Source organism: Adhaeribacter sp., assembly GCF_057359045.1.
This window is the reverse complement of record NZ_JBMQUD010000089.1, coordinates 56869-76316: the sequence shown is the minus strand read 5'-3', so window position 1 is coordinate 76316 and position 19448 is coordinate 56869. Positions and strand designations below refer to the sequence as shown.

Annotated in this window: 15 protein-coding genes; 13 read left to right on the top strand and 2 right to left on the bottom strand. The window is 43.4% G+C overall.

Translation table 11 applies throughout. The annotated features are described in order from the left end of the window. The first annotated feature begins 55 nt into the window (after positions 1 to 55). The 11 genes from ACO1R6_RS14190 to ACO1R6_RS14140 all read left to right on the top strand — a co-directional run bounded on the left by ACO1R6_RS14190 (position 56) and on the right by ACO1R6_RS14140 (position 15906). Positions 56 to 1087, top strand: a complete 1032-nt coding sequence (locus ACO1R6_RS14190) for a LacI family DNA-binding transcriptional regulator (RefSeq protein ID WP_486265547.1) — start codon at positions 56 to 58, stop codon at positions 1085 to 1087. A gap of 264 nt (positions 1088 to 1351) precedes the next feature. Then, positions 1352 to 2215 (top strand): ROK family protein, encoded by an 864-nt coding sequence (locus tag ACO1R6_RS14185; RefSeq protein WP_486265545.1) that lies wholly within the window; start codon positions 1352 to 1354, stop codon positions 2213 to 2215. 400 nt (positions 2216 to 2615) lie between these two features. Beyond that, a complete protein-coding gene (locus ACO1R6_RS14180) occupies positions 2616 to 4046 on the top strand; it encodes a sugar MFS transporter (RefSeq protein ID WP_486265544.1) in 1431 nt (476 codons plus the stop codon). A gap of 216 nt (positions 4047 to 4262) precedes the next feature. Next, entirely contained in the window at positions 4263 to 5723 is a 1461-nt protein-coding gene (locus tag ACO1R6_RS14175; protein ID WP_486265542.1) for a 3-keto-disaccharide hydrolase, read from the top strand. Between the two features lie 73 nt (positions 5724 to 5796). Further along, positions 5797 to 7863: a c-type cytochrome gene (locus ACO1R6_RS14170; protein ID WP_486265541.1), complete on the top strand. Its 2067-nt coding sequence runs from the start codon at positions 5797 to 5799 to the stop codon at positions 7861 to 7863. Positions 7864 to 8149: 286 nt separating this feature from the next. Further along, positions 8150 to 8893, top strand: a complete 744-nt coding sequence (locus ACO1R6_RS14165; RefSeq protein ID WP_486265540.1) for a 3-keto-disaccharide hydrolase — start codon at positions 8150 to 8152, stop codon at positions 8891 to 8893. A 705-nt stretch (positions 8894 to 9598) separates the two neighbouring features. Further along, positions 9599 to 12520 carry a TonB-dependent receptor gene (locus ACO1R6_RS14160; protein ID WP_486265539.1) on the top strand — a complete coding sequence of 974 codons (2922 nt, stop codon included), beginning with the start codon at positions 9599 to 9601 and terminating at the stop codon, positions 12518 to 12520. 151 nt (positions 12521 to 12671) lie between these two features. After that, the gene (locus ACO1R6_RS14155; protein ID WP_486265537.1) at positions 12672 to 13250 is read left to right on the top strand and encodes a hypothetical protein; all 579 of its coding nucleotides are present in this window, start codon (positions 12672 to 12674) and stop codon (positions 13248 to 13250) included. A gap of 157 nt (positions 13251 to 13407) precedes the next feature. Continuing rightward, positions 13408 to 14043: a peroxiredoxin gene (locus ACO1R6_RS14150; protein ID WP_486265536.1), complete on the top strand. Its 636-nt coding sequence runs from the start codon at positions 13408 to 13410 to the stop codon at positions 14041 to 14043. Between the two features lie 162 nt (positions 14044 to 14205). Beyond that, positions 14206 to 14934, top strand: coding sequence for a DUF2490 domain-containing protein (locus ACO1R6_RS14145; RefSeq protein ID WP_486265535.1), 729 nt, complete (start codon positions 14206 to 14208; stop codon positions 14932 to 14934). Between the two features lie 6 nt (positions 14935 to 14940). Beyond that, positions 14941 to 15906, top strand: a complete 966-nt coding sequence (locus ACO1R6_RS14140) for a sulfite exporter TauE/SafE family protein (protein WP_486265534.1) — start codon at positions 14941 to 14943, stop codon at positions 15904 to 15906. A gap of 156 nt (positions 15907 to 16062) precedes the next feature. Here ACO1R6_RS14140 and ACO1R6_RS14135 read toward each other — a convergent pair whose 3' ends face one another. Both ACO1R6_RS14135 and ACO1R6_RS14130 read right to left on the bottom strand, forming a co-directional pair. Continuing rightward, complete coding sequence (locus tag ACO1R6_RS14135) at positions 16063 to 16551, bottom strand: hypothetical protein (protein WP_486265533.1); 489 nt, start codon at positions 16549 to 16551, stop codon at positions 16063 to 16065. A 214-nt stretch (positions 16552 to 16765) separates the two neighbouring features. Then, positions 16766 to 17197, bottom strand: coding sequence for an OsmC family protein (locus tag ACO1R6_RS14130; protein WP_486265532.1), 432 nt, complete (start codon positions 17195 to 17197; stop codon positions 16766 to 16768). 196 nt (positions 17198 to 17393) lie between these two features. On the opposite strand from ACO1R6_RS14130, the gene ACO1R6_RS14125 reads away from it, so the two are divergent. Both ACO1R6_RS14125 and ACO1R6_RS14120 read left to right on the top strand, forming a co-directional pair. Beyond that, a complete protein-coding gene (locus ACO1R6_RS14125; protein WP_486265531.1) occupies positions 17394 to 18893 on the top strand; it encodes a GH3 auxin-responsive promoter family protein in 1500 nt (499 codons plus the stop codon). 25 nt (positions 18894 to 18918) lie between these two features. Further along, the gene (locus tag ACO1R6_RS14120) at positions 18919 to 19443 is read left to right on the top strand and encodes a hypothetical protein (protein WP_486265530.1); all 525 of its coding nucleotides are present in this window, start codon (positions 18919 to 18921) and stop codon (positions 19441 to 19443) included. Positions 19444 to 19448: the final 5 nt, after the last annotated feature.

Sequence of the window (19448 nt, the reverse complement as noted above, 5' to 3'; positions counted from 1 at the left end):
TAATCCTACTTTTGCCCGAATTGTTAATCCAAAAGGTACTATACTACAAAGCGACATGGAAAATACCGTTAAAAAGAGGCCAATCATTAATGATATAGCCCAGAAACTTAATATTTCCATCACTACGGTTTCTTTTATTTTAAATGGGAAAGCCAAGGAAAGACGTATTAGCGATAGTGTAACCGAAAAAGTATTAAAGTTGGTTGATGAATTGGGGTATAAACCTAACCAGTTAGCCAAAAGTTTGCGAACGGGCAAAACCAATATTATTGGGTTAATTGTAGAAGATATTGCTAACCCTTTCTTTGCCAATATTGCCCGGCTAATTGAAGAGAACGCGTACAAAGAGGGCTATAAAATATTATACTGCAGTACCGAAAATAATACCACCAAGACAAAGGAATTAATTAGCATGTTCCGCGATCGGCACGTAGATGGGTACATTATTACCCCACCCGTAGGCATCGAAGAAGAAATTCAGGAACTAATTAACGCCAAACTGCCGGTAATTTTATTCGACCGGTATTTACCCGATTTATTTACCAATTATGTGGTTGTAGATAATTTTGGTGGTACTTATATGGCTACCAACCACCTGAACCAGCAGGGCTTTCAAGATATTGCTTTTATTACCATCGAATCGGGGCAAACCCAAATGGAGAACCGTCAGATGGGCTATGAAAAAGCCATCCAGAAACTAAACAAGAATAAATATATCAAGAAAGTCTTGTTTGAGGAAGATCCCGAAATAACCATTGCGCAAATATATTCTTTTTTAAAAGAGAATAACCAGATAGATGCGATAGTGTTTGGCACCAATTACTTAGGCGTGAGAGGGTTAGAGGCAATTAAGCGGCTGGGGCTTAAAATTCCTGCCGATATAGGCGTTGTATCTTTCGATGATCATGATTTGTTCCGGTTGCATACCCCCTCCATAACCGCTATTGCGCAACCCATAGAAGATATATCAAAACAAGTAATAAAAATATTGCTTGGTCAATTAACATCTTCGGAAAAAAGTAAAAAAGACCATGCTATTATTTTGCCCGCCAACTTAATTTTGCGCGAATCATCGATTAAACAATAACTTCAAATAACGCTACTAATTTTTAGCTCATAAGGCAGAGCGTAGAACAAAGTATTTACAAAATTTGCTAAAACGTTTTAATTAATTATTTTTGTTAATCAGGTTAAATGTTTAACTAAACGCTTGGTAAATTTTGCTCTTAATTTTTAGGACAGTCTGATACGCTTTTTTAGGTTAATTAAACTTAACGCGTGTTTAAACGGGGTAAATCTAATATACTTTGGCAAGGCTTAAGCAAGAACATATTACTTTGAAAGTAATTACATGAATAATAAAGAGGTTTTAGGAGTAGATATTGGCGGATCGCATATTACCGCGGCCTTGGTTGATATGCAATCGGGCACCATGGTACCCGATTCTTTGGTTCGGCTATCGGTAAACTCCCGCGGCACCACCGACGAAATTATTGCTGTTTGGTCTAAAGCCATGAAAAAGGCCCTTGATAGTTGCGCCGCAGCGGTGAGCAAAATTGGTATTTCCCTGCCAGGCCCTTGCGATTACGAAGCCGGTATCAGCAAAATTAAAAACCAGGATAAATACGACGCCCTTTACGGATTAAATTTAAAAGAATTAATAAGTAAAAAATTAAGCCTGGTAAGTCAAAACATCAAACTAATGAATGATGCCGGCTGTTTTTTGCAGGGCGAAGTATTTGGGGGAGCCGCTAAAGGCTATAACAAAGTAATTTGTTTAACATTAGGTACCGGTTTAGGTACGTCGCACTTTACCGATGGTGTAGCCGAAGATGCCAATCTTTGGTGTGCGCCTTTCCTGGACGGTATTGCCGAAGATTATTTATCGACCCGCTGGTTTGTAAACCGTTACCACGAACTAACCGGCAAAGCAGTAGCCGATGTAAAAGAGTTGGTGGGTTTGGTTAATGCCGAAGGTTGTATAAAGAATATTTTTAGTGAGTTCGGCGAAAATTTAGGCTTGTTTCTAACCAATTTTATTAAGCATAATCGTCCGGAGGTAGTGGTTTTAGGCGGAAATATAGCGCAGACCATGCCCTTGTTTATATCCTCGACGCAGCAGGTTCTTGTGAGCCAGCACTTAGAAGTGCCCATTCTGAAGGCCCAGTTAGGCGAAGAAGCCGCCATAATTGGTGCGGCCAGTTGCTGGTACTAAATTTACATTGGCAGCGTTCTGTAATTAACATTAAAAGAACATCATGATAACTTTGCCAGAATGGATTAAGTCTATAAATTTTTTCGGATACATTTTAGCTAAAGAAAGATCAAAATTGGGTTAATAGCTTTAAAGGCTAATGTTTTCTGATTGAGGCTAATAAATGAATATTTAAATTGCTGCTTTTCAACTTTAGTGTACTTAAACAAAGTGTTATTCTGAATATTAATATCCTGAACTGCTAAATTTACATAGGTTTGTTAAAACGTTTTAGCTAATTTTTTATAACTTGTACCTTTTAAAGGGCTATTTTGCAAATAAGAGTTTACCTAGGTATGCCAAGTATTTCAAAGTAAGCACTATACTTTAATAATCAATCTTATTCCAACCTCCACCACCCATGGCCGGAATTTCAACGAGTACTGCGAATAAAGCTGCAGATCAAAGTTACGAAGTAGGTAAAAGCTACACGGCGCCCCTGCTTACGGTAACCATGTTATTTTTTATGTGGGGTTTTATTACTTGCCTCAACGATATTCTTATTCCTAAATTAAAAGAGGTTTTTACGTTGCAGCACTGGCAAGCCATGCTCATCCAAACCGCTTTTTTTGGGGCTTATTTTATTGTCTCGCTTATTTATTTTTTGGTTTCTATCAGCAAAGGCGATCCTATTTTAAAAATTGGTTATAAAAACGGAATTATTGTGGGGTTAATAGTAGCGGCGGTTGGCTGCGTACTTTTTTACCCGGCCGCCGATTTTACCAGTTACAGCTTTTTCTTGTTGGCTTTGTTTGTGCTGGCGTCGGGCATTACCATTTTACAGATTGCGGCCAATCCTTACGTGGCGGTGCTGGGACCACCCGCTGGGGCCTCCAGCCGGATGAACTTAACGCAAGCCTTAAATTCTTTGGGTACTACCATTGCCCCGGTTTTGGGCGGGTATCTCATTTTTGAAGTAACCCATAACTTAAGTAATACTGGTCCGAATGCCGATTCGGTGAAAATGCCTTACTTGGGGTTGGCGGCGGCTTTGGTGGTTATTGCCCTTATCATAAAAGTATCGCGCTTGCCCCAGGTTACCGGCGAAGGTAAAATTATTGCCGATGCGGGCGCTTTAAAATACCGCCACCTGGTTTTAGGCATAATCTGTATCTTTATGTATGTAGGCGGAGAGGTAACCATTGGCAGTACTTTAATTAGTTTCTTTGCTTTGCCTCAGATAGCGGGTTTACCCGAATCAGAAGCCAAATATTATTTGGCTTTTTACTGGGGTGGGGCCATGATTGGCCGTTTCTTTGGGGCCGTGGCTTTATCGCAAGGTAGCCGTAATTCTAAAGCCTTATTAATTGGCATTATTACCCTGGTTACTTTCCTGAGCATTTACGGTTTGTACGATATAAACATGGCGTTACTTACTTTGGGTTTAATGGCTTTAAACTTGGGCGTGTTTTTTATTGGTAAGTCATTGCCGGGTCGTACTTTAGGTTTTTTTGCAGCCAGCGTGTTGGTGTTGCTTTTATTTACCATTTTTGCCGAAGGGCAGTTGGCCATGTGGTCGGTTATAGCTATTGGGTTATTTAATTCCATTATGTTTCCTACCATATTTACTTTGGCCATTAATGGGTTGGGGCTGCACACGAGTCAAGGGTCTTCTTTATTGGTAATGGCCATTGTGGGCGGCGCCATTATTCCGCCTTTGCAGGGCTACGTAGCCGATGTAACCGATAACCTGCAGCTATCGTTTTTAGTGCCTTTGTTTTGCTACCTGTATATTGTTTATTACGGGTTTGCCGGGGCCAAAGTAAAGCCAGCGATTGAACCAGGAAATTAACTGAACGGCTTCAGAATTACTTCAGATTGGCATGTTAAACTTGTTAGGGATATTGGGGACAATACCAAAACACCCTGGCAAAAACCAGCTTAGATTTGCTGTATTAGTTATTGAAGAATATTTATGCTGATTATCAGAATTGCTAAATTATAACCAGTAATATTTAAGTATTAATCCTCACTTTAAAATTTAACCTTTTACTATTCCGATTAAAAAATGCTACGAACACAGTTTACTTTATTAAACCTGGTGGTGGCGTTAGGTATATCCTGGATGTTTGGTAACCATGCTGCCGTGGCCCAACAACCCAGTGGCCAACGTAACGCTATCCCGTTAAACGATTTGTCGGCTTTTCAGAATCCGGGTAAAACCTGGCAAATTGTGGGCGACGTGCGTGCAACCTTAAACAAGGATAATGTACTAACCACCTCTAAAGGCACCGGTATTTTGGTAAATATGCCGGATAAGAAAAACCACGGTCAGGACTTATTAACTACCGCCGAGCACGGCGATGTGGAACTGGAACTGGATTATATGATGGCCAAAGGCTCTAATTCCGGCATTTACTTGCAAGGTCGCTACGAGCTGCAATTATTAGATAGCTGGGGCGTTAAAACCCCCAAAGCCGGCGATAATGGCGGTATTTACGAACGTTGGGACGAAAGCAAACCCGAAGGACAAAAAGGTTATCAGGGCTATGCTCCCCGGCAAAATGTAAGCCGCGCCCCAGGTCTATGGCAGCATTTACGGGTGGTTTTCCAAGCCCCCCGGTTTGATGCCAGCGGCAAAAAAACACAGAACGCCCGCATGCTGCGCGTAGAACTTAATGGCGTAACCATTCACGAAAATGTAGAATTATTGGGTGCTACCCGCGGTGCTATGGGCGAAGAAAAAGCGACCGGACCTTTGCGCATCCAAGGCGACCACGGTGCCGTGGCTTTCCGGAATATTTCTATTAGCAATAACGTTAGTGTACCGCAGCAGGCCAATAATAGCCGCAATCCGGTAGATCCTATTCTGGTAGAGGCGCCGGTAAATACCCTGTTGCGTAGTTTTATGGATATTCCCGGCGAACCGCGCGAGCGGATAGTGCATGCCATTTCGGTGGGCAGTCCGCAGCAAGTACATTACACCTACGATTTAGATAAAGGTGCTATTATTCAGGTTTGGCGCGGCAATTTCCTGGATGCTACGCCCATGTGGCACGAGCGCGGTGATGGTTCTTCCCGGCCGGCTGGTGCTGTACAGCGCTTTGGTAAACCTGTTTTTGCTTTGGCCAAAATGACTTCTCCAACCAGTGCCTGGACTGCCGACAGCACCGGTACCGGTTACCGGCCTAAAGGCTACACCCTCGATAACCAGGATCTGCCAACTTTCCAGTACCGCATTTACGGTACCCTGGTAACCGATGCCATCCGGGTATTAGATAACGGACAAGGTTTGCACCGCGAGATAACCATCCAGAATCCGGCAGCCGGTGAATTATACGCCCGTTTGGCCGAAGGTGCCACCATTGAAGAAGATAAAGCCAATGGCGTATACCAGATAGATGGCAAATCTTATTACCTGCGTCTCGATGATGCCAAAGGTACGAAGCCTGTGGTTCGCGATGCCAATGGCCGCAAAGAACTGGTAGTACCGGTAAAAGGCAAAGTAGGCTATTCTATATTATTTTAAGGGTAGATCATAGCTTAAGTGCTATAAGGTAAAACAGAGATATATTTTTAGTATCTGCTTAAATATTTAGTCGATGAAATTCTCAAGTAATTATAAGAAAAATAAATTTTTACGCCGGGCCGCCTTGCCGTTACTGCTGGCGGCTGGCGCCTTACTGGGTAATTCTCCGGCCCAGGCGCAGGAAGCGGCCAAGGAAGAATATTATTTTAAATTAATGCGCGTTAGCGCACCCGAAGGTACCATTCTGGAAGTAGGTGGTTTAACCATGTTGCCGAACGGTACGCTGGGCGTTTCTACCCGCAGGGGCGATATTTATATCGTAGAAAACCCCACCAGCCAAAGACCTTATTTCCGGAAGTTTGCTTCTGGCTTGCACGAGGTCTTGGGCTTGGCTTATAAAGATGGTGCTTTGTATTGCGCCCAACGCGGCGAGTTAACCAAACTGGTAGATACGAACCAGGACGGTAAAGCCGATGTTTACGAAACCGTTTACGCCTGGCCGTTATCGGGCCATTACCACGAGTACAGCTTCGGGCCTAAAATTGCTCCCGATGGTTCTTTCTTTGTAACCGGCAACGTGGCCTTTGGTAACGAGCAGTGGTGGCGGGGCGAAAGCCGGGTGCCGTGGCGCGGTTGGACCCTGAAAATCAGTCCGGATGGTAAAATGGAGCCCTGGGCTACCGGTATGCGGTCGCCGGCCGGTTTAGGTATCATCGACGACGAATTATTCTATACCGATAACCAGGGCGAATACGTGGGTTCGGGCGGAATATGGCACGTTAAAAAAGGTATTTTTGCGGGCCACCCGGCTGGTTTGCGCTGGTCTGGTTTACCAGGTTCGCCGGTAAAAATTACCACCGAGCAATTTAACGCTAAACTTAACCCCAGAGACTTTAAAGATGCCAACGGACGGGCCATTAAACCCGAAAACGTGGTAAATGAAAAATTCTTAACAAAAGCCGATCTGAAAAAAGATTTCCCGGAATTACAAATGCAGGCGGTAGTATTGCCGCATACTATTTTGGGTATTTCTAACTCCGAAATCGTTAAAATTCCGGAAGGCGCTTTTGGTCCGTTTGCCGGTCAGTTATTAGTCGGCGACCAGGGGCAAAGCAAGATTTCGCGGGTAATCATGGAAAAAGTAAAAGGTGAGTACCAGGGCGTAGCCATTGAATTCCGCAGCGGTTTTCAATCGGGGGTAATGCGGATGGCCTGGGCACCGGATAATTCTTTATTTGTAGGGGAAACCAACCGCGGTTGGGGCTCGGCCGGCGAAGCTAATCAGGGTTTGCAGCGTTTGGTTTGGAACAACCAGGTACCGTTCGAGATGAAAAACGTACGTGCCATGCCCGATGGTTTTGAAGTAGAATTTACGAAACCAGTAGACCGCAACTCGGCCGAAGATTTGGCTTCTTATTCCATCGAAAGCTTTACGTATAAATACCACCCGGTATACGGCAGCCCGCCGGTTAATATCGAGAACCCGAAAGTTAAAGGCGTTAAAGTATCGGAAGATGGCTTAAAAGCCCGCCTGATTGTAGATGATTTACGCCAGTATTATGTGCACAACATTTCGTTAGAAGGCGTTCGGGAAAAAGGTTCGTCATCTGCTTTGGTACATACCAATGCTTTCTATACCCTTAATAATATCCCAGATGGTGCTAAACTGCCTCTTACCCAAGCCAGTACCAGAAACTCCGGCAAAGAAGTAGCGGTAAAAAGAGTTCCTACCGAACTAATGAGAGACCGGTTTAACTATAAATTACAGTCGGCGGTGCCGGAAAGCGGTGCTAAAAACAACAATGTTACGGCAGCCAAAGGCGGCGTTAAAACCACCGGTAAAACTACTGCAACTAAAACCACCGCTACTGTTGAAAAAGCGCCTACTTTTGAAGCTATAAAACCGTTGTTGGCTAAAAACAACTGTTTGGCTTGCCACAATGCCGATAAGCGCCAGGTAGGCCCGGCGTACAAAGATGTAGCCAAACGGAAATATTCGAACGAACGGATTGTAAAGCTGATTCATAATCCGGAGCCGCAAAACTGGCCCGATTATGCTACCGAAATGCCACCAATGCCGCAAGTTCCCCGGGCCGACGCCCTTAAAATTGCGGCCTGGATCAATTCTTTAGATAAATAATTGCATGAACGGCCCGGGTCAGAAAATAAAACTGACTGATCCGGGCTGCTCGCAATTAATTCTTTGGGTATAACGGAGCGGCTGCCGGAGAAAATATTAAACTCCAATTTATAAAAGCAATCTTTAGGCTACCTATTTCTTCTGCGTAGTTTCTGCACCACCTAGGCTTCTTTCCCGCATAAACCAATTATTTATTCTTGTTCCTGATTAGCCTGCTAAAAAAGCCAGGAAGCTAACCTATTGTGTTTACTAAATTAAATCAAATTATAATTAACACCCATATTGCATGATTTCGCTTAAAAAACTTAAAAACATTGCCGCCTTATTTTTAGCTATTGGGCTTACCACCGCTTGCGCTACTAAATCGCAGAACTCCTCTGCCCAGAAATTAAATGAATTAACCAAATCGGAGGTTGCTGCCGGTTGGGTACTTTTATTCGATGGCAAATCGATGGACCAATGGCGTGGTTTCCGGAAAGAATCGGTGCCGGCGGCCTGGCAGATTGAAGAGGGTACTTTGGCCCTGGTGGGTAAAGGTGGCGGCGATATTATTACCAAAAACCAGTACGAAAACTTTGAACTCCAGCTCGAGTGGAAAATTTCGGAAGGGGGCAATAGTGGTATTTTCTTTAACGTGGTTGAAGATCCTAAATACCGCTACGTTTGGCAAACCGGCCCGGAAATACAGATTATAGACGATGAACGCCATCCAGATGCCAAACAAGGCAAAAACGGCAACCGCAAAGCCGGTACTAATTACGACCTAATGCCCTTAGCTACACCGGCTGTAAAACCGGTAGGAGAGTTTAATGCCGTGCGGGTTATTGTAAAAAATGGTCACGTAGAGCAATGGCTGAACGGAAAAAAAGTAGTAGAATACCAGCTTTGGAGCCCCGAGTGGGAAGCTTTGGTGAAAGGCAGCAAGTTTGCCTCCATGCCGGATTATGGTCGTCAGAAAAGTGGCTATATTGCTCTGCAGGATCACGGCGATAAAGTATGGTTCAGAAACATTAAAATCCGGCCTTTATAAAGTTATCCGTTACATAAGAAGAGGTAATCAGCCTTTAGATAATAATTAGTTAAAAGAAAATGCCCGGTAAATTCAAGTTTGCCGGGTATTTCTTTTTTTATGGTTAGAGGTAAGTGCTTAGCGAAAGATAAAGCAGGTGTAATGCCAAGTCGTATCAACTCCTTCCATACTTAACCCCATCCTGTCATGCTGCAAGCATCTATTGTGTAGACAGTAAAATAGGGAATAAAGAAATCATTAAAATTGCCTGTAATGTTATTTGACCACTAGGTCTTGGCCAGATGACAACACTAAGAGAGCATAAGTAGGGTGCCATACTGCGGTTTTACCTATTTAGTAAGCGATAGTCAGCCTGATTAATTTACTAGTTATAATTTAGACTTTACTGCTAGCTAATAACTATTTTAAATTTAACCAGTATACAGGTTCATTTTAATCATATTGTCTATTTATTCTATAGATTATTAGAAAATAATTTCAGGAATATTTGGTTGCTAAATAAAGTCTGTTTTTATTTGTCTATTATTTAAGTAGAGAAAGTAGACAAGATAAATAAATTTAAGTAAAACCATGAATAATATTTATGCAAAAGGAGCCGGGCGCGTTGGCATAACCACTAAAATTTATGGCTCGCCGGGTTGTTGTTGATTTTAAACTGGTAAAATCTTCATCCGTAAAAAAGTAATTTTTGAATAAGTATTTAACATGAAAAAAATTGTTCTCCTAATATATTTAGCTTATTTTATACCCTTATTAACTGCCTGGGCCCAGGAAAATAACCTGGTAGAAGTATCGGGTCACGTATCGGACCAGGAAACCAAAACCGGATTGCCGGGCGTGAGTGTTTATGTAAAAGGGGCTGTTACCGGTACCATTACTAACGAGAGCGGCAATTTTACTTTCCGGACCCGCTTAAAATTTCCTTTTACGCTGGTTTTCTCTTCGGTTGGTTTTCAGCCGCAGGAATATTTAGTTACCGGGCCCGAGTCTAAGTTAAATATTGCTTTGGTTACCCAAACTTTATTGGGGAAAGAAGTGGTTATTACGGCATCGCGCGTAGAAGAAAATATTCTTAAATCGCCGGTAGCTATCGAAAAACTGGATATTCGGGCCATCCGGGAAACACCGGCCCCCAGTTTTTACGATGCCCTCGAAAACGTAAAAGGGGTGCAAATGACCACCTCCAGCTTAACCTTTAAAGTGCCCAATACCCGCGGCTTTAATATCCCGAATAATTTCCGGTTTATGCAATTGGTAGACGGCGTAGATATGCAGGCCGCTACTTTGGGCGTTCCGCTGGGCAATGCCATTGGTCCCACCGAATTAGATATTGCCAGCGTAGAAATAACCCCGGGCGCCGCCTCGGCTTTATACGGCATGAATGCCATTAACGGCATGGCCAACCTCATTACCAAAAGTCCGTTTTTGCACCAGGGCTTAAGTATTTACCAGAAAACCGGCATTAACCACGTAGATGGCCAAGATTACGAACCCAGCCCCTTAGTTGATTTTGCGGTAAGATATGCCAAAGCTTTTAACGATAAATGGGCTTTTAAAATAAACGGCGCTTACATGCGCGGCACCGATTGGCGGGGCAGCACCGCTACAAACCAGAACCCCAACACTTCCAGTACTGCCAATCCCTTGTACCCCGAATTAAACGCCGACGCCAATAACCCGGCCTACGATGCCTGGAACAAATACGGCGACGATGCCTCGGCCAACGCCTTAACCATTAGCGGTATAACTTACAACGGCAAATCAAACCAGTCTTTTCAGTTAAGACGTACCGGCTATTGGGAAAAAGATGTAGTTAGCCCGTACGTAGATAATTTAAAGTTCGATGCGGCCCTGCATTACCGTTTGGGCGCCAACGCCGAAATTTCGTACGGTTACCGCGTAGGTAAAATGGATGGTTTGTTTCAGCGGGGAAATAAAATTCAGTTAGATAACGTAGTGGTACAAAATCATCGGGTAGAAATAAAAGGCGCTAATTATTTCTTACGTTCTTACCTGTCAGTAGAAAATACCGGCGATTCTTACAACATTAAACCCATGGTAGATAACCTGGAAATTAGCAGCGGCGGTAGCAATGCCGAGTGGAGCGCCAAATTCAAAAACGCTTTGCAAGGAGAGTTAAACAAAGGTGCCGATTTAGCCAACGCCATGAAAGCAGCCCGATCGGCTGCCGATGCCAGCCGCGTAGAACCCGGTACGCCAGCGTTTGATGCCCTTAAAAATACTATCCGCAGCATAAATAACTGGGACCATGGCAAAGTAGTAGCCGGCGCGCCAGCCACCGGAGGCGCATTGCTAACCCAACGTAGCCGGGTATACCATACCGAAGGCCAGTGGGATTTTACCGATAAAATTAAATTTATTAGTTTACTGGTGGGTTTAGATGCCCGGTTGTACGAAGTAATTCCGGATGGCAATAATTTTGTAGATTTTTCCCGGCCTATTGCCGAAAGAACCCTGCCTGGCGGTAATAATGTATACTACAAAAAGTTTGGCGGCTTTGGCCAGGTAACTAAAACACTTTTAGAAGATAAGTTAAAATTATACGGCTCGCTGCGCCTGGACTACAACCCAGAATTTGACCCAAAACTAAACCCCCGGATTGCGGCTGTTTATACTTTGGCGCAGAACCATAATTTCCGGGCTTCGTTCCAGAATGGTTTCCGGTTCCCGGCTTTGTTTGAGGCAGTTTCTTACGTAAATAACGGCAACGTGCGGCGGGTAGGCGGGCTTAGCTATATAAACGAAGGTTTAAATTACCTCGATAATTCGTATACATTGGCTTCTATTAATACCTTTAATGCCGCGGTAAACCGCGATGTAGCCAATGGCACGGCCACTAACACCCGGGAAGCAGCCCTTAGTAACCGGTATTTATTAGCGGTATCGGCCTTAGATAAAACCCGCCCCGAACGCATTAATTCTTATGAAATCGGGTACAAAAGCGTTTTATTTGAGAACAAACTGGTTTTAGATATAGATGCGTATACCAACGAGTACGACGGATTTTTGGGTCAGGTAGAGGTAGCCGTACCTTATTTACCGGCCGCTCCGGGCGGCGCTACATTAACTACGCAAGCCCAGGTAGGTACCGACGAAGCCGTACTGGCGGCCTTAGCTGCTAACCGTACAGCCCAGCAAACCCGGTACCGGGTATATACCAACGCCAAAAACAAATACCGTAACTATGGCTCCTCGCTGGGACTAACGTATAATTTCTACCAGAAATTTACCCTGGCCGGTAACGTAAATTACAATAATATTAAAGCCAACAACGCATCGGATGTATTTGTAACCGGTTTTAACACGCCCAAATGGGCGGCTAATGTATCGTTAGGTAACCGCGAGGTAGTAAAAAATCTTGGCTTTAACCTGGTTTACCGCTGGCAGGATTCCTTTTTGTGGGAGAGTCCTTTGGCCAACGGCGCGGTACCGGCTTACCACACCTTTGATGCGCAAGCCACCTACCGTTTACCCGAAAGTAAAACCGCTATTAAATTGGGAGGTACCAATATCTTTAACAACCGCTACATCCAATATGCTGCCGGGCCAAGCATTGGTGGGTTATATTATGTAGCCGTTACCATAGATGGTTTACTAAATAAATAAACCTATAGGCTTCCGGCTTTAATCTCCATCAGACTGAATATTTCATTTATATGACCGACGATATGTGTAAGCGGCAAAACTAAGCTGGCATTTAAGCAGAAAAGCGATGCCGGCCTGGCTTTGCCTCGTTTTCTCCTTAACAACCAGCAACATGAAACTTAAAATAGAACCAGGATATTTTTTATCGCCTGACAATGAACCCCGAAGAACCGCCGAAGGGGCTGCATCTATCAATTATTTAGCTTTATTAGATCAAATTCTGCCGCCGGTGCCGCCCGTACTTATTACAAAAGTATGGCTCAAAGAAATCGAAACCATGAAGAACACCTGGCAGGTTCAGTTGCAGAATGTGGCCGCCGTACACAGTTTTTTACAGAAACAATTGCGCACGGGCAAAGCAAACGCCCGGGTACCTGGTGCCGCCGATTTGCTGGAGAAACCCGGACAAGGATATTCTTTTACTTTACCCGGTTCGTCAACGGCTTTTGGCTTGTTTGCCGCCACTTTATTCCGGAAAAGTTATTGGTTTAACAACCGGGCGCAGGTAAATCCGGCAACCAATACCTTAAAGCTATTTCTGGACTTGTCCGAACTAGCCGTGCTGGAACAGGAGTTAAGTATATTATTAGAGGCGCTAACATCTACTGATTATGTAGCTACTCTTTTGCAATGGCAGATAAGGCAACGGAAGCTGGTAAAGCAGCACCAGATGCAAAAAATGGCAGGATAAATAAGCAGGAGCCGCGTACAATCGTCCTGGCCAGCAGCTTAATTCCTTATTTTGGTGGCCCATATAGCTTTGTATAAGCTGTATTTGCTTTCATATTTAAAGAAATTATTTTAGGTTTATATTTTAAAAAGTCTGACCATCTAAAAATTATAAAACTATGGCATTAAGATTAGGCGATATAGCCCCGGATTTCACTGCGGAGACCTCAGAGGGAACGATCCATTTTCACGAATGGATTGGCGACAATTGGGCAATATTTTTCTCGCATCCGCGCGATTATACACCGGTTTGTACTACTGAGTTGGGCGCCGTTGCCCGCATAAAAGGCGAATTTGATAAACGTAACACCAAGGTTATTGCCATTAGTGTAGATCCACTGGAATCGCATGCCGGCTGGATTCAGGATATTAATGAAACCCAGGATACTACCGTTAATTTCCCGTTGATTGCCGACCCCGACAAAACCATTGCCAACCTGTACGACATGATTCACCCGAACGCCAGCGATACGGCAACGGTGCGGTCGGTGTTTATTATTGGGCCCGATAAAAAGATTAAATTACAATTAACTTACCCGGCTTCTACCGGCCGCAATTTTGCCGAAATTATCCGGGTACTGGATTCTTTACAACTTACCGCCAATTATAGTGTAGCAACCCCGGCTAATTGGGAGCAAGGCCAGGATTGTGTAATTGTTCCGGCCGTAAAAGACGAAGATATTCCGGCTAAATTTCCGAAAGGGCATAAAGTAATTAAGCCTTACCTGCGCACCACACCGCAGCCTAATTTATAATATTTTTAATCGGATGCTGGTTTTGTACCGGCATCCGATTTTTTTAGGATCATTTTCCTGAATCTCTATAGATTTGATATGATAATATTTTACACGAAATATTTATCTTTGGCTAATATTTACCGGCTGGTCGTTTTTCTTGTTTTATTTTCTGGAGGGCTAGTGAATAATAATCTACAGGCTCAAACAGCGACTAAAGAAGTAACTGACCGGAGCCAGGCATGGCTAGGGTATTTTAACCAAACGCGGCTTTCAGATAAATTTTCGTTGTGGCTGGATTTGCATGCCCGCCGCACTGATTTTCTGGACCGTTGGGCAACCACCATTATTCGGCCGGGGGTTACGTATCATATTTCGGAGCATACGCGGTTTACGGCGGGGTATGCGTATGCTGCCCACTGGCCGGCTCTAGAAACCCAGCAAACGGTACGGCCAGAGCATAGGCTTTGGCAGCAAGTAAACTGGTCGGGGCGGAGTAAGCGGTTGCAAACAAACCAATGGGTACGCCTGGAACAACGTTTTAACCGGAATATAGCGAATGATGCTTTGCAGGATGGATACCATTTTAACTGGCGAGTGCGGTATATGCTGGCTTTACTGGTGCCACTTACCGCCGATGCCATTGCGCCGCAGGTACCTTTTTTAGTTTTAAACGATGAACTGCACGTAAACTTTGGTAAAGAAATCGTTTATAACTACTTCGATCAGAATCGTTTATTTGCCGGAGTTGGTTACCAGTTTACCAAAAACCTGAATGCGCAATTAGGCTATATGCACGTTTTTCAGCAGCAACCTGCCGGTAACCGGTTTTTTAATACCCATACCCTGCGGCTATTTATATTTCAGAATCTTGATCTCCGGAAAAAAGAAGTTATTGTTCCCGCAAAATAATAGAATATGAATTTACCAGATAAAGGATTCCCTGATAACAATGCCCGGTTAAATGTAAATGCGGTTGGTGCAGAAACGATGTCGCTGGCTGCACCAGCTTCGTTCCGGAAAAAAAATCGCATTAAACGAATTTGGTTAGTTGTTGCTGGGGTGATTTTGCTGGCGGTTTTTGGGTTATACCGGTTCGGTTCGGTAAAGCTGGTTTCGGCCTTTGTTACGGAAAATTTTACCAGCGATTTTTTTATTTATATGCTGGGTGGATTTTTAGCCCAAATGGTAGATGGCGCTTTGGGAATGGCTTACGGTTTAACTTCTACTACTTTTTTGTTAACCATTGGGGTACCACCGGCGGCGGCTAGTGCCAGTGTGCATACTTCCGAAATATTTACCAGTGGTGCTTCGGGGCTCATGCACCTGAAACTGCGTAATGTAAATAAAAGATTATTCCGGATTTTGTTAATTCCGGGCGTATTGGGAGCTATTCTGGGGGCTTACGTGCTCTCGTCGTTGGAAGCGTACAATTATATTATGAAACCGCTGGTGGCCAGTTATACGTTGGTGTTAGGTATATTAATTATTATTAAGGCTTTTAAACCAAATCGCAGCCGCATTAAATCTAGCCGCATTGCGCCCTTGGCTTTATTCGGCGGCTTTGTCGATTCGGTAGGGGGTGGAGGCTGGGGACCGGTGGTTTCTTCGAGTTTAATTGCGGGCGGCCGCTCGCCCAGGTTTGCCATTGGCTCGGTAAACCTAACGGAGTTCTTTGTGGCTTTTGCCAGCTCAGTTACTTTTTTTGCCATGATAGGTTTAAGTTACTGGCAAATAATTGCAGGCCTGGTGGTGGGTGGCGTTATTGCGGCTCCCATTGCTGCTAATCTTTCTAAAAAACTGCCGGTTAAATCGCTGATGATTTTGGTAGGAGTACTGGTAATTCTGGTAAGCTTGCGTATATTATATATGGCCTTAACCTAAAGCTAAACCTGTGCCTGTCAGGCAATTCGCCTCATTATTAACTATAACATAGATTAGCTATTGGCGATTTTTCAGCTGCGCAAAACCACTCTTTTGTCGTTAGCAAAAGCTATTATTCCAGCCTGCTTTTAAAGTAGCGCAAGTTAACGGCTTAAATTAATGCCGGTTATTAGGTCCTTCGGTTAAAGCTATATCAAACTTTAAGGCCATATTGTGGAGTTGTTCCTTAATCAGCTTTAAGTTGCGCCGGCGCCGGATTAATTTTAAATCCAGCATTTGTTGTTCGCCGGTTTTCATGGTTAAGGTAAGCGCAAAAGTTGCAATGTGCATGGCGGCTACCTGGGCGAACGGAATTACAATTTTCCGGCGAAAGTGTCCTTGCTTCTGAACAATATAATCTGGCGTAATTTCGAAATAAGCCTGGGTGCCAAAAATAGAGGTGTTCTGCGACAGAATATAGCACAGGTAACCAACAGCCATTACCAGAAAAATGTAATACAAAAAATTCCGATCGTTGGTGGGGTTTTCAGAAAATATGAGAAATAGCGCGTAAATTATCCAGAAAAAGACCAGCATTAATTGTACGCCAAAAGATAACCGGGCATTACGGGAAGGTCTTAATCCCACTCGAACTAAGGATCTCATGCAGTAGGGTATAGGTTAAACGAACCGTGAATATAGGAAAAAGTAGGTTCCAAGATACTTTTGTGCGGCAAGTACTACGCTGCAAATAAAACAAAATAAAAAATATTCCGGCCGGTTTACCTGCTAAGCAGTTGATAGCCAGCTTAGGTAACCAAACCGGCCGGTAATTGAAAAATTAAACTAAATTTTTAGGGTAAAATATATTTAACCCGGTTTACTTTAACGTAGCGTTCAGCCGCATTTCGGGCACGGCTTTTAAGGCCGCCGATATGGGGCATTTTTCTTTTGCTTCCTGCGCATACCGCTGAAAATCTTCATTGCTCATATCGGGCACCTCGGCTTCGGTATTTAATTCAATCAAATCAATAATGGGGCCGTTATCGGTTACCGTAAGCTGTACAGTGGCTTCGGTTAAAATACGGGTTGCTGGTTTGCCGGCTTTTTCGAGTAAGCTACTCAAAAACATAGAATAGCAACCAGCGTGGGCAGCACCTATTAATTCTTCGGGGTTGGTGCCTTTATCATCGCCTTCGAACCGCGTTTTAAAAGAATACGGGCTGTTTAGGGCACCGCTTTTAGTAGATACATTGCCTTTACCCTCTTTAAGGCCGCCGTGCCAAATGGCATTTGCTTTGTTTATAGCCATATTTTTATAATTAATTTAGGTGAATAGTTTGTTTTGGTGTTGGTAATATTACTCAAAAAGTTTTTAAGTAGTTCTTATAAATTAGAGTTTATACGGCCAGGTATTTAATATTTATAAAGCCAAAGTGCCTTTTTGTGTGGCGAACCTGTTATTTTAGCAGTTTATTTTTTAAAAAGTAAAGCTACTGTTCTCCCGTATGGGTATAAAAGCAATATTAAGTAAGCCCCTGGCTGCCCTCACTTATCGCCGCAACCAAGCCTGGATGCAGCAACCCGTTACGACCCAGGCGGCAATATTTAAGCAAATTATAAAACAAGCTGCGGGCACCGCTTTTGGCCGGGAGCATAGTTTCGATAAGATTCAGACCCACGCCGATTACGTAAAGGCTGTTCCGGTGCGCGATTACGAAGGTTTAAGCGCTTACTTTAACCGGGTTAAGAAAGGCGAGGCCAATGTTTTATGGCCCGGCAAACCGCTGTATTTAGCAAAAACCTCCGGTACCACTTCGGGTACCAAGTATATTCCTATTTCCCCTGACTCTATCTCAAATCATATAAACGGAGCCAAAGAGGCGTTGCTCCATTATATTTACAACACCGGTAAAGCGCAGTTTCTGGATGGCAAACTCATCTTTTTATCGGGTAGCCCCGAGTTGGAAGATGTAGGCGGTATTAAAATTGGGCGTTTATCGGGCATTGCCAACCACCACGTGCCGGGTTATTTACGCACCAACCAATTGCCTACTTACGCAACCAATTGCATCGAAGATTGGGAAACCAAGCTAGATGCCATTATCGACGAAACCATCCGGGAGAAAATGACCTTAATCTCCGGCATTCCGCCCTGGGTGCAAATGTATTTCGATAAAATTGTGCAGCGTACCGGCAAACAAATAAAAGATGTATTTCCGGATTTTTCGTTGTTTGTGTACGGCGGCGTAAATTTTAGCCCGTATAAAGCCAAACTGTTCCAGACCATTGGTCGCCCCGTCGATTCCATCGAATTATTTCCGGCCTCGGAAGGCTTTTTTGCTTTTCAGGATCAGCAGCACGATCCGGGTTTGTTGTTGCTTTTAAACAGCGGTATTTTTTACGAATTTATTCCGGCTAACGAATATTTTAATCCTAATCCTACGCGCCTGACCATTGGCGAAGTAGAAACCGGCGTTAACTACGCGTTGGTTATTAGCAGCAATGCCGGCTTATGGAGTTATTCGCTCGGCGATACCGTGAAATTTACCTCCACCCAACCTTATAAATTAATTGTTTCGGGGCGCATTAAGCATTTTATTTCGGCGTTTGGCGAGCACGTAATTGGCGAAGAAGTAGAGAAAGCCTTGCAGCAAACCCTTAAACAGTTTCCGGAAACCGAGGTGGTAGAGTTTACCGTGGCACCAGTGGTAAGTGCCGGCAACGGTCAATCGCACCACGAGTGGCTGATAGAGTTTGCGCAACCACCGCAAGATTTAAAAGCTTTTGAGCAGGAATTGGATTTACAGTTGCGGCAATACAACACGTACTACGACGACCTGATTACGGGCAATATTCTGGCAACTTTAAAAGTAAAAGTCTTGCGCCCACAAGCGTTCCAGAATTACATGAAGAGCATTGGCAAACTGGGTGGTCAAAACAAAGTGCCCAGGCTAAGCAACGACCGGAATATTGCCGATAAGCTTTTAACTTTTACTACTAAATAAATTTACTTTTTATCGGGTTATGCAAATGTTAAAATATTTAATAAAACCAACCGATAAGTTTTTAATCTTTTATGTCGCGCTCATTATTCCTATTATCTGGAAATTAATTTTTATCACCTCATTTAACTGGATACCGTCACCGGAGTTTTTAATATTTTTTGGCCTTTTAATTTTTTGTGGGTTATTCTGCCTGGCCATGTTAATTGATATAAAGTTTAGGTCCAGAATTAGGAAATATTTTTCGTTACCTTGTTATGTGGTAGTAGCTTTGTTAGTGGTTTGGTATCCTTATAAAAATTATTTAGTTGGTAAGTGCGAAAGCGAGGCTAATCAGATAATAGAAAGAATAGAATTGTACAAAACTCAATACCAGGAATATCCTCCTGATTTAAAATCCGAATTTTTCAAAGATTTAGATCTAAAAACACCAATCCATACAGAATTTGAGTATTGGGCAAACCAAAATCAAGACACTTATTCTGTGAGATTTTATTCATTTAATGGTATGACCGGAAGTTTTTATAAAGGTAAGTGGCATTACCATGATTAAAATTT

Bases quoted from the DNA above. Each gene is read 5' to 3' on its own strand.
- ACO1R6_RS14190 (WP_486265547.1), top strand. From the start codon at position 56: ATGGAAAATACCGTTAAAAAGAGGCCAATCATTAATGATATAGCCCAG.
- ACO1R6_RS14185 (WP_486265545.1), top strand. From the start codon at position 1,352: ATGAATAATAAAGAGGTTTTAGGAGTAGATATTGGCGGATCGCATATT.
- ACO1R6_RS14180 (WP_486265544.1), top strand. From the start codon at position 2,616: ATGGCCGGAATTTCAACGAGTACTGCGAATAAAGCTGCAGATCAAAGT.
- ACO1R6_RS14175 (WP_486265542.1), top strand. From the start codon at position 4,263: ATGCTACGAACACAGTTTACTTTATTAAACCTGGTGGTGGCGTTAGGT.
- ACO1R6_RS14170 (WP_486265541.1), top strand. From the start codon at position 5,797: ATGAAATTCTCAAGTAATTATAAGAAAAATAAATTTTTACGCCGGGCC.
- ACO1R6_RS14165 (WP_486265540.1), top strand. From the start codon at position 8,150: ATGATTTCGCTTAAAAAACTTAAAAACATTGCCGCCTTATTTTTAGCT.
- ACO1R6_RS14160 (WP_486265539.1), top strand. From the start codon at position 9,599: ATGAAAAAAATTGTTCTCCTAATATATTTAGCTTATTTTATACCCTTA.
- ACO1R6_RS14155 (WP_486265537.1), top strand. From the start codon at position 12,672: ATGAAACTTAAAATAGAACCAGGATATTTTTTATCGCCTGACAATGAA.
- ACO1R6_RS14150 (WP_486265536.1), top strand. From the start codon at position 13,408: ATGGCATTAAGATTAGGCGATATAGCCCCGGATTTCACTGCGGAGACC.
- ACO1R6_RS14140 (WP_486265534.1), top strand. From the start codon at position 14,941: ATGAATTTACCAGATAAAGGATTCCCTGATAACAATGCCCGGTTAAAT.
- ACO1R6_RS14135 (WP_486265533.1), bottom strand. From the start codon at position 16,551: ATGAGATCCTTAGTTCGAGTGGGATTAAGACCTTCCCGTAATGCCCGG.
- ACO1R6_RS14130 (WP_486265532.1), bottom strand. From the start codon at position 17,197: ATGGCTATAAACAAAGCAAATGCCATTTGGCACGGCGGCCTTAAAGAG.
- ACO1R6_RS14125 (WP_486265531.1), top strand. From the start codon at position 17,394: ATGGGTATAAAAGCAATATTAAGTAAGCCCCTGGCTGCCCTCACTTAT.
- ACO1R6_RS14120 (WP_486265530.1), top strand. From the start codon at position 18,919: ATGTTAAAATATTTAATAAAACCAACCGATAAGTTTTTAATCTTTTAT.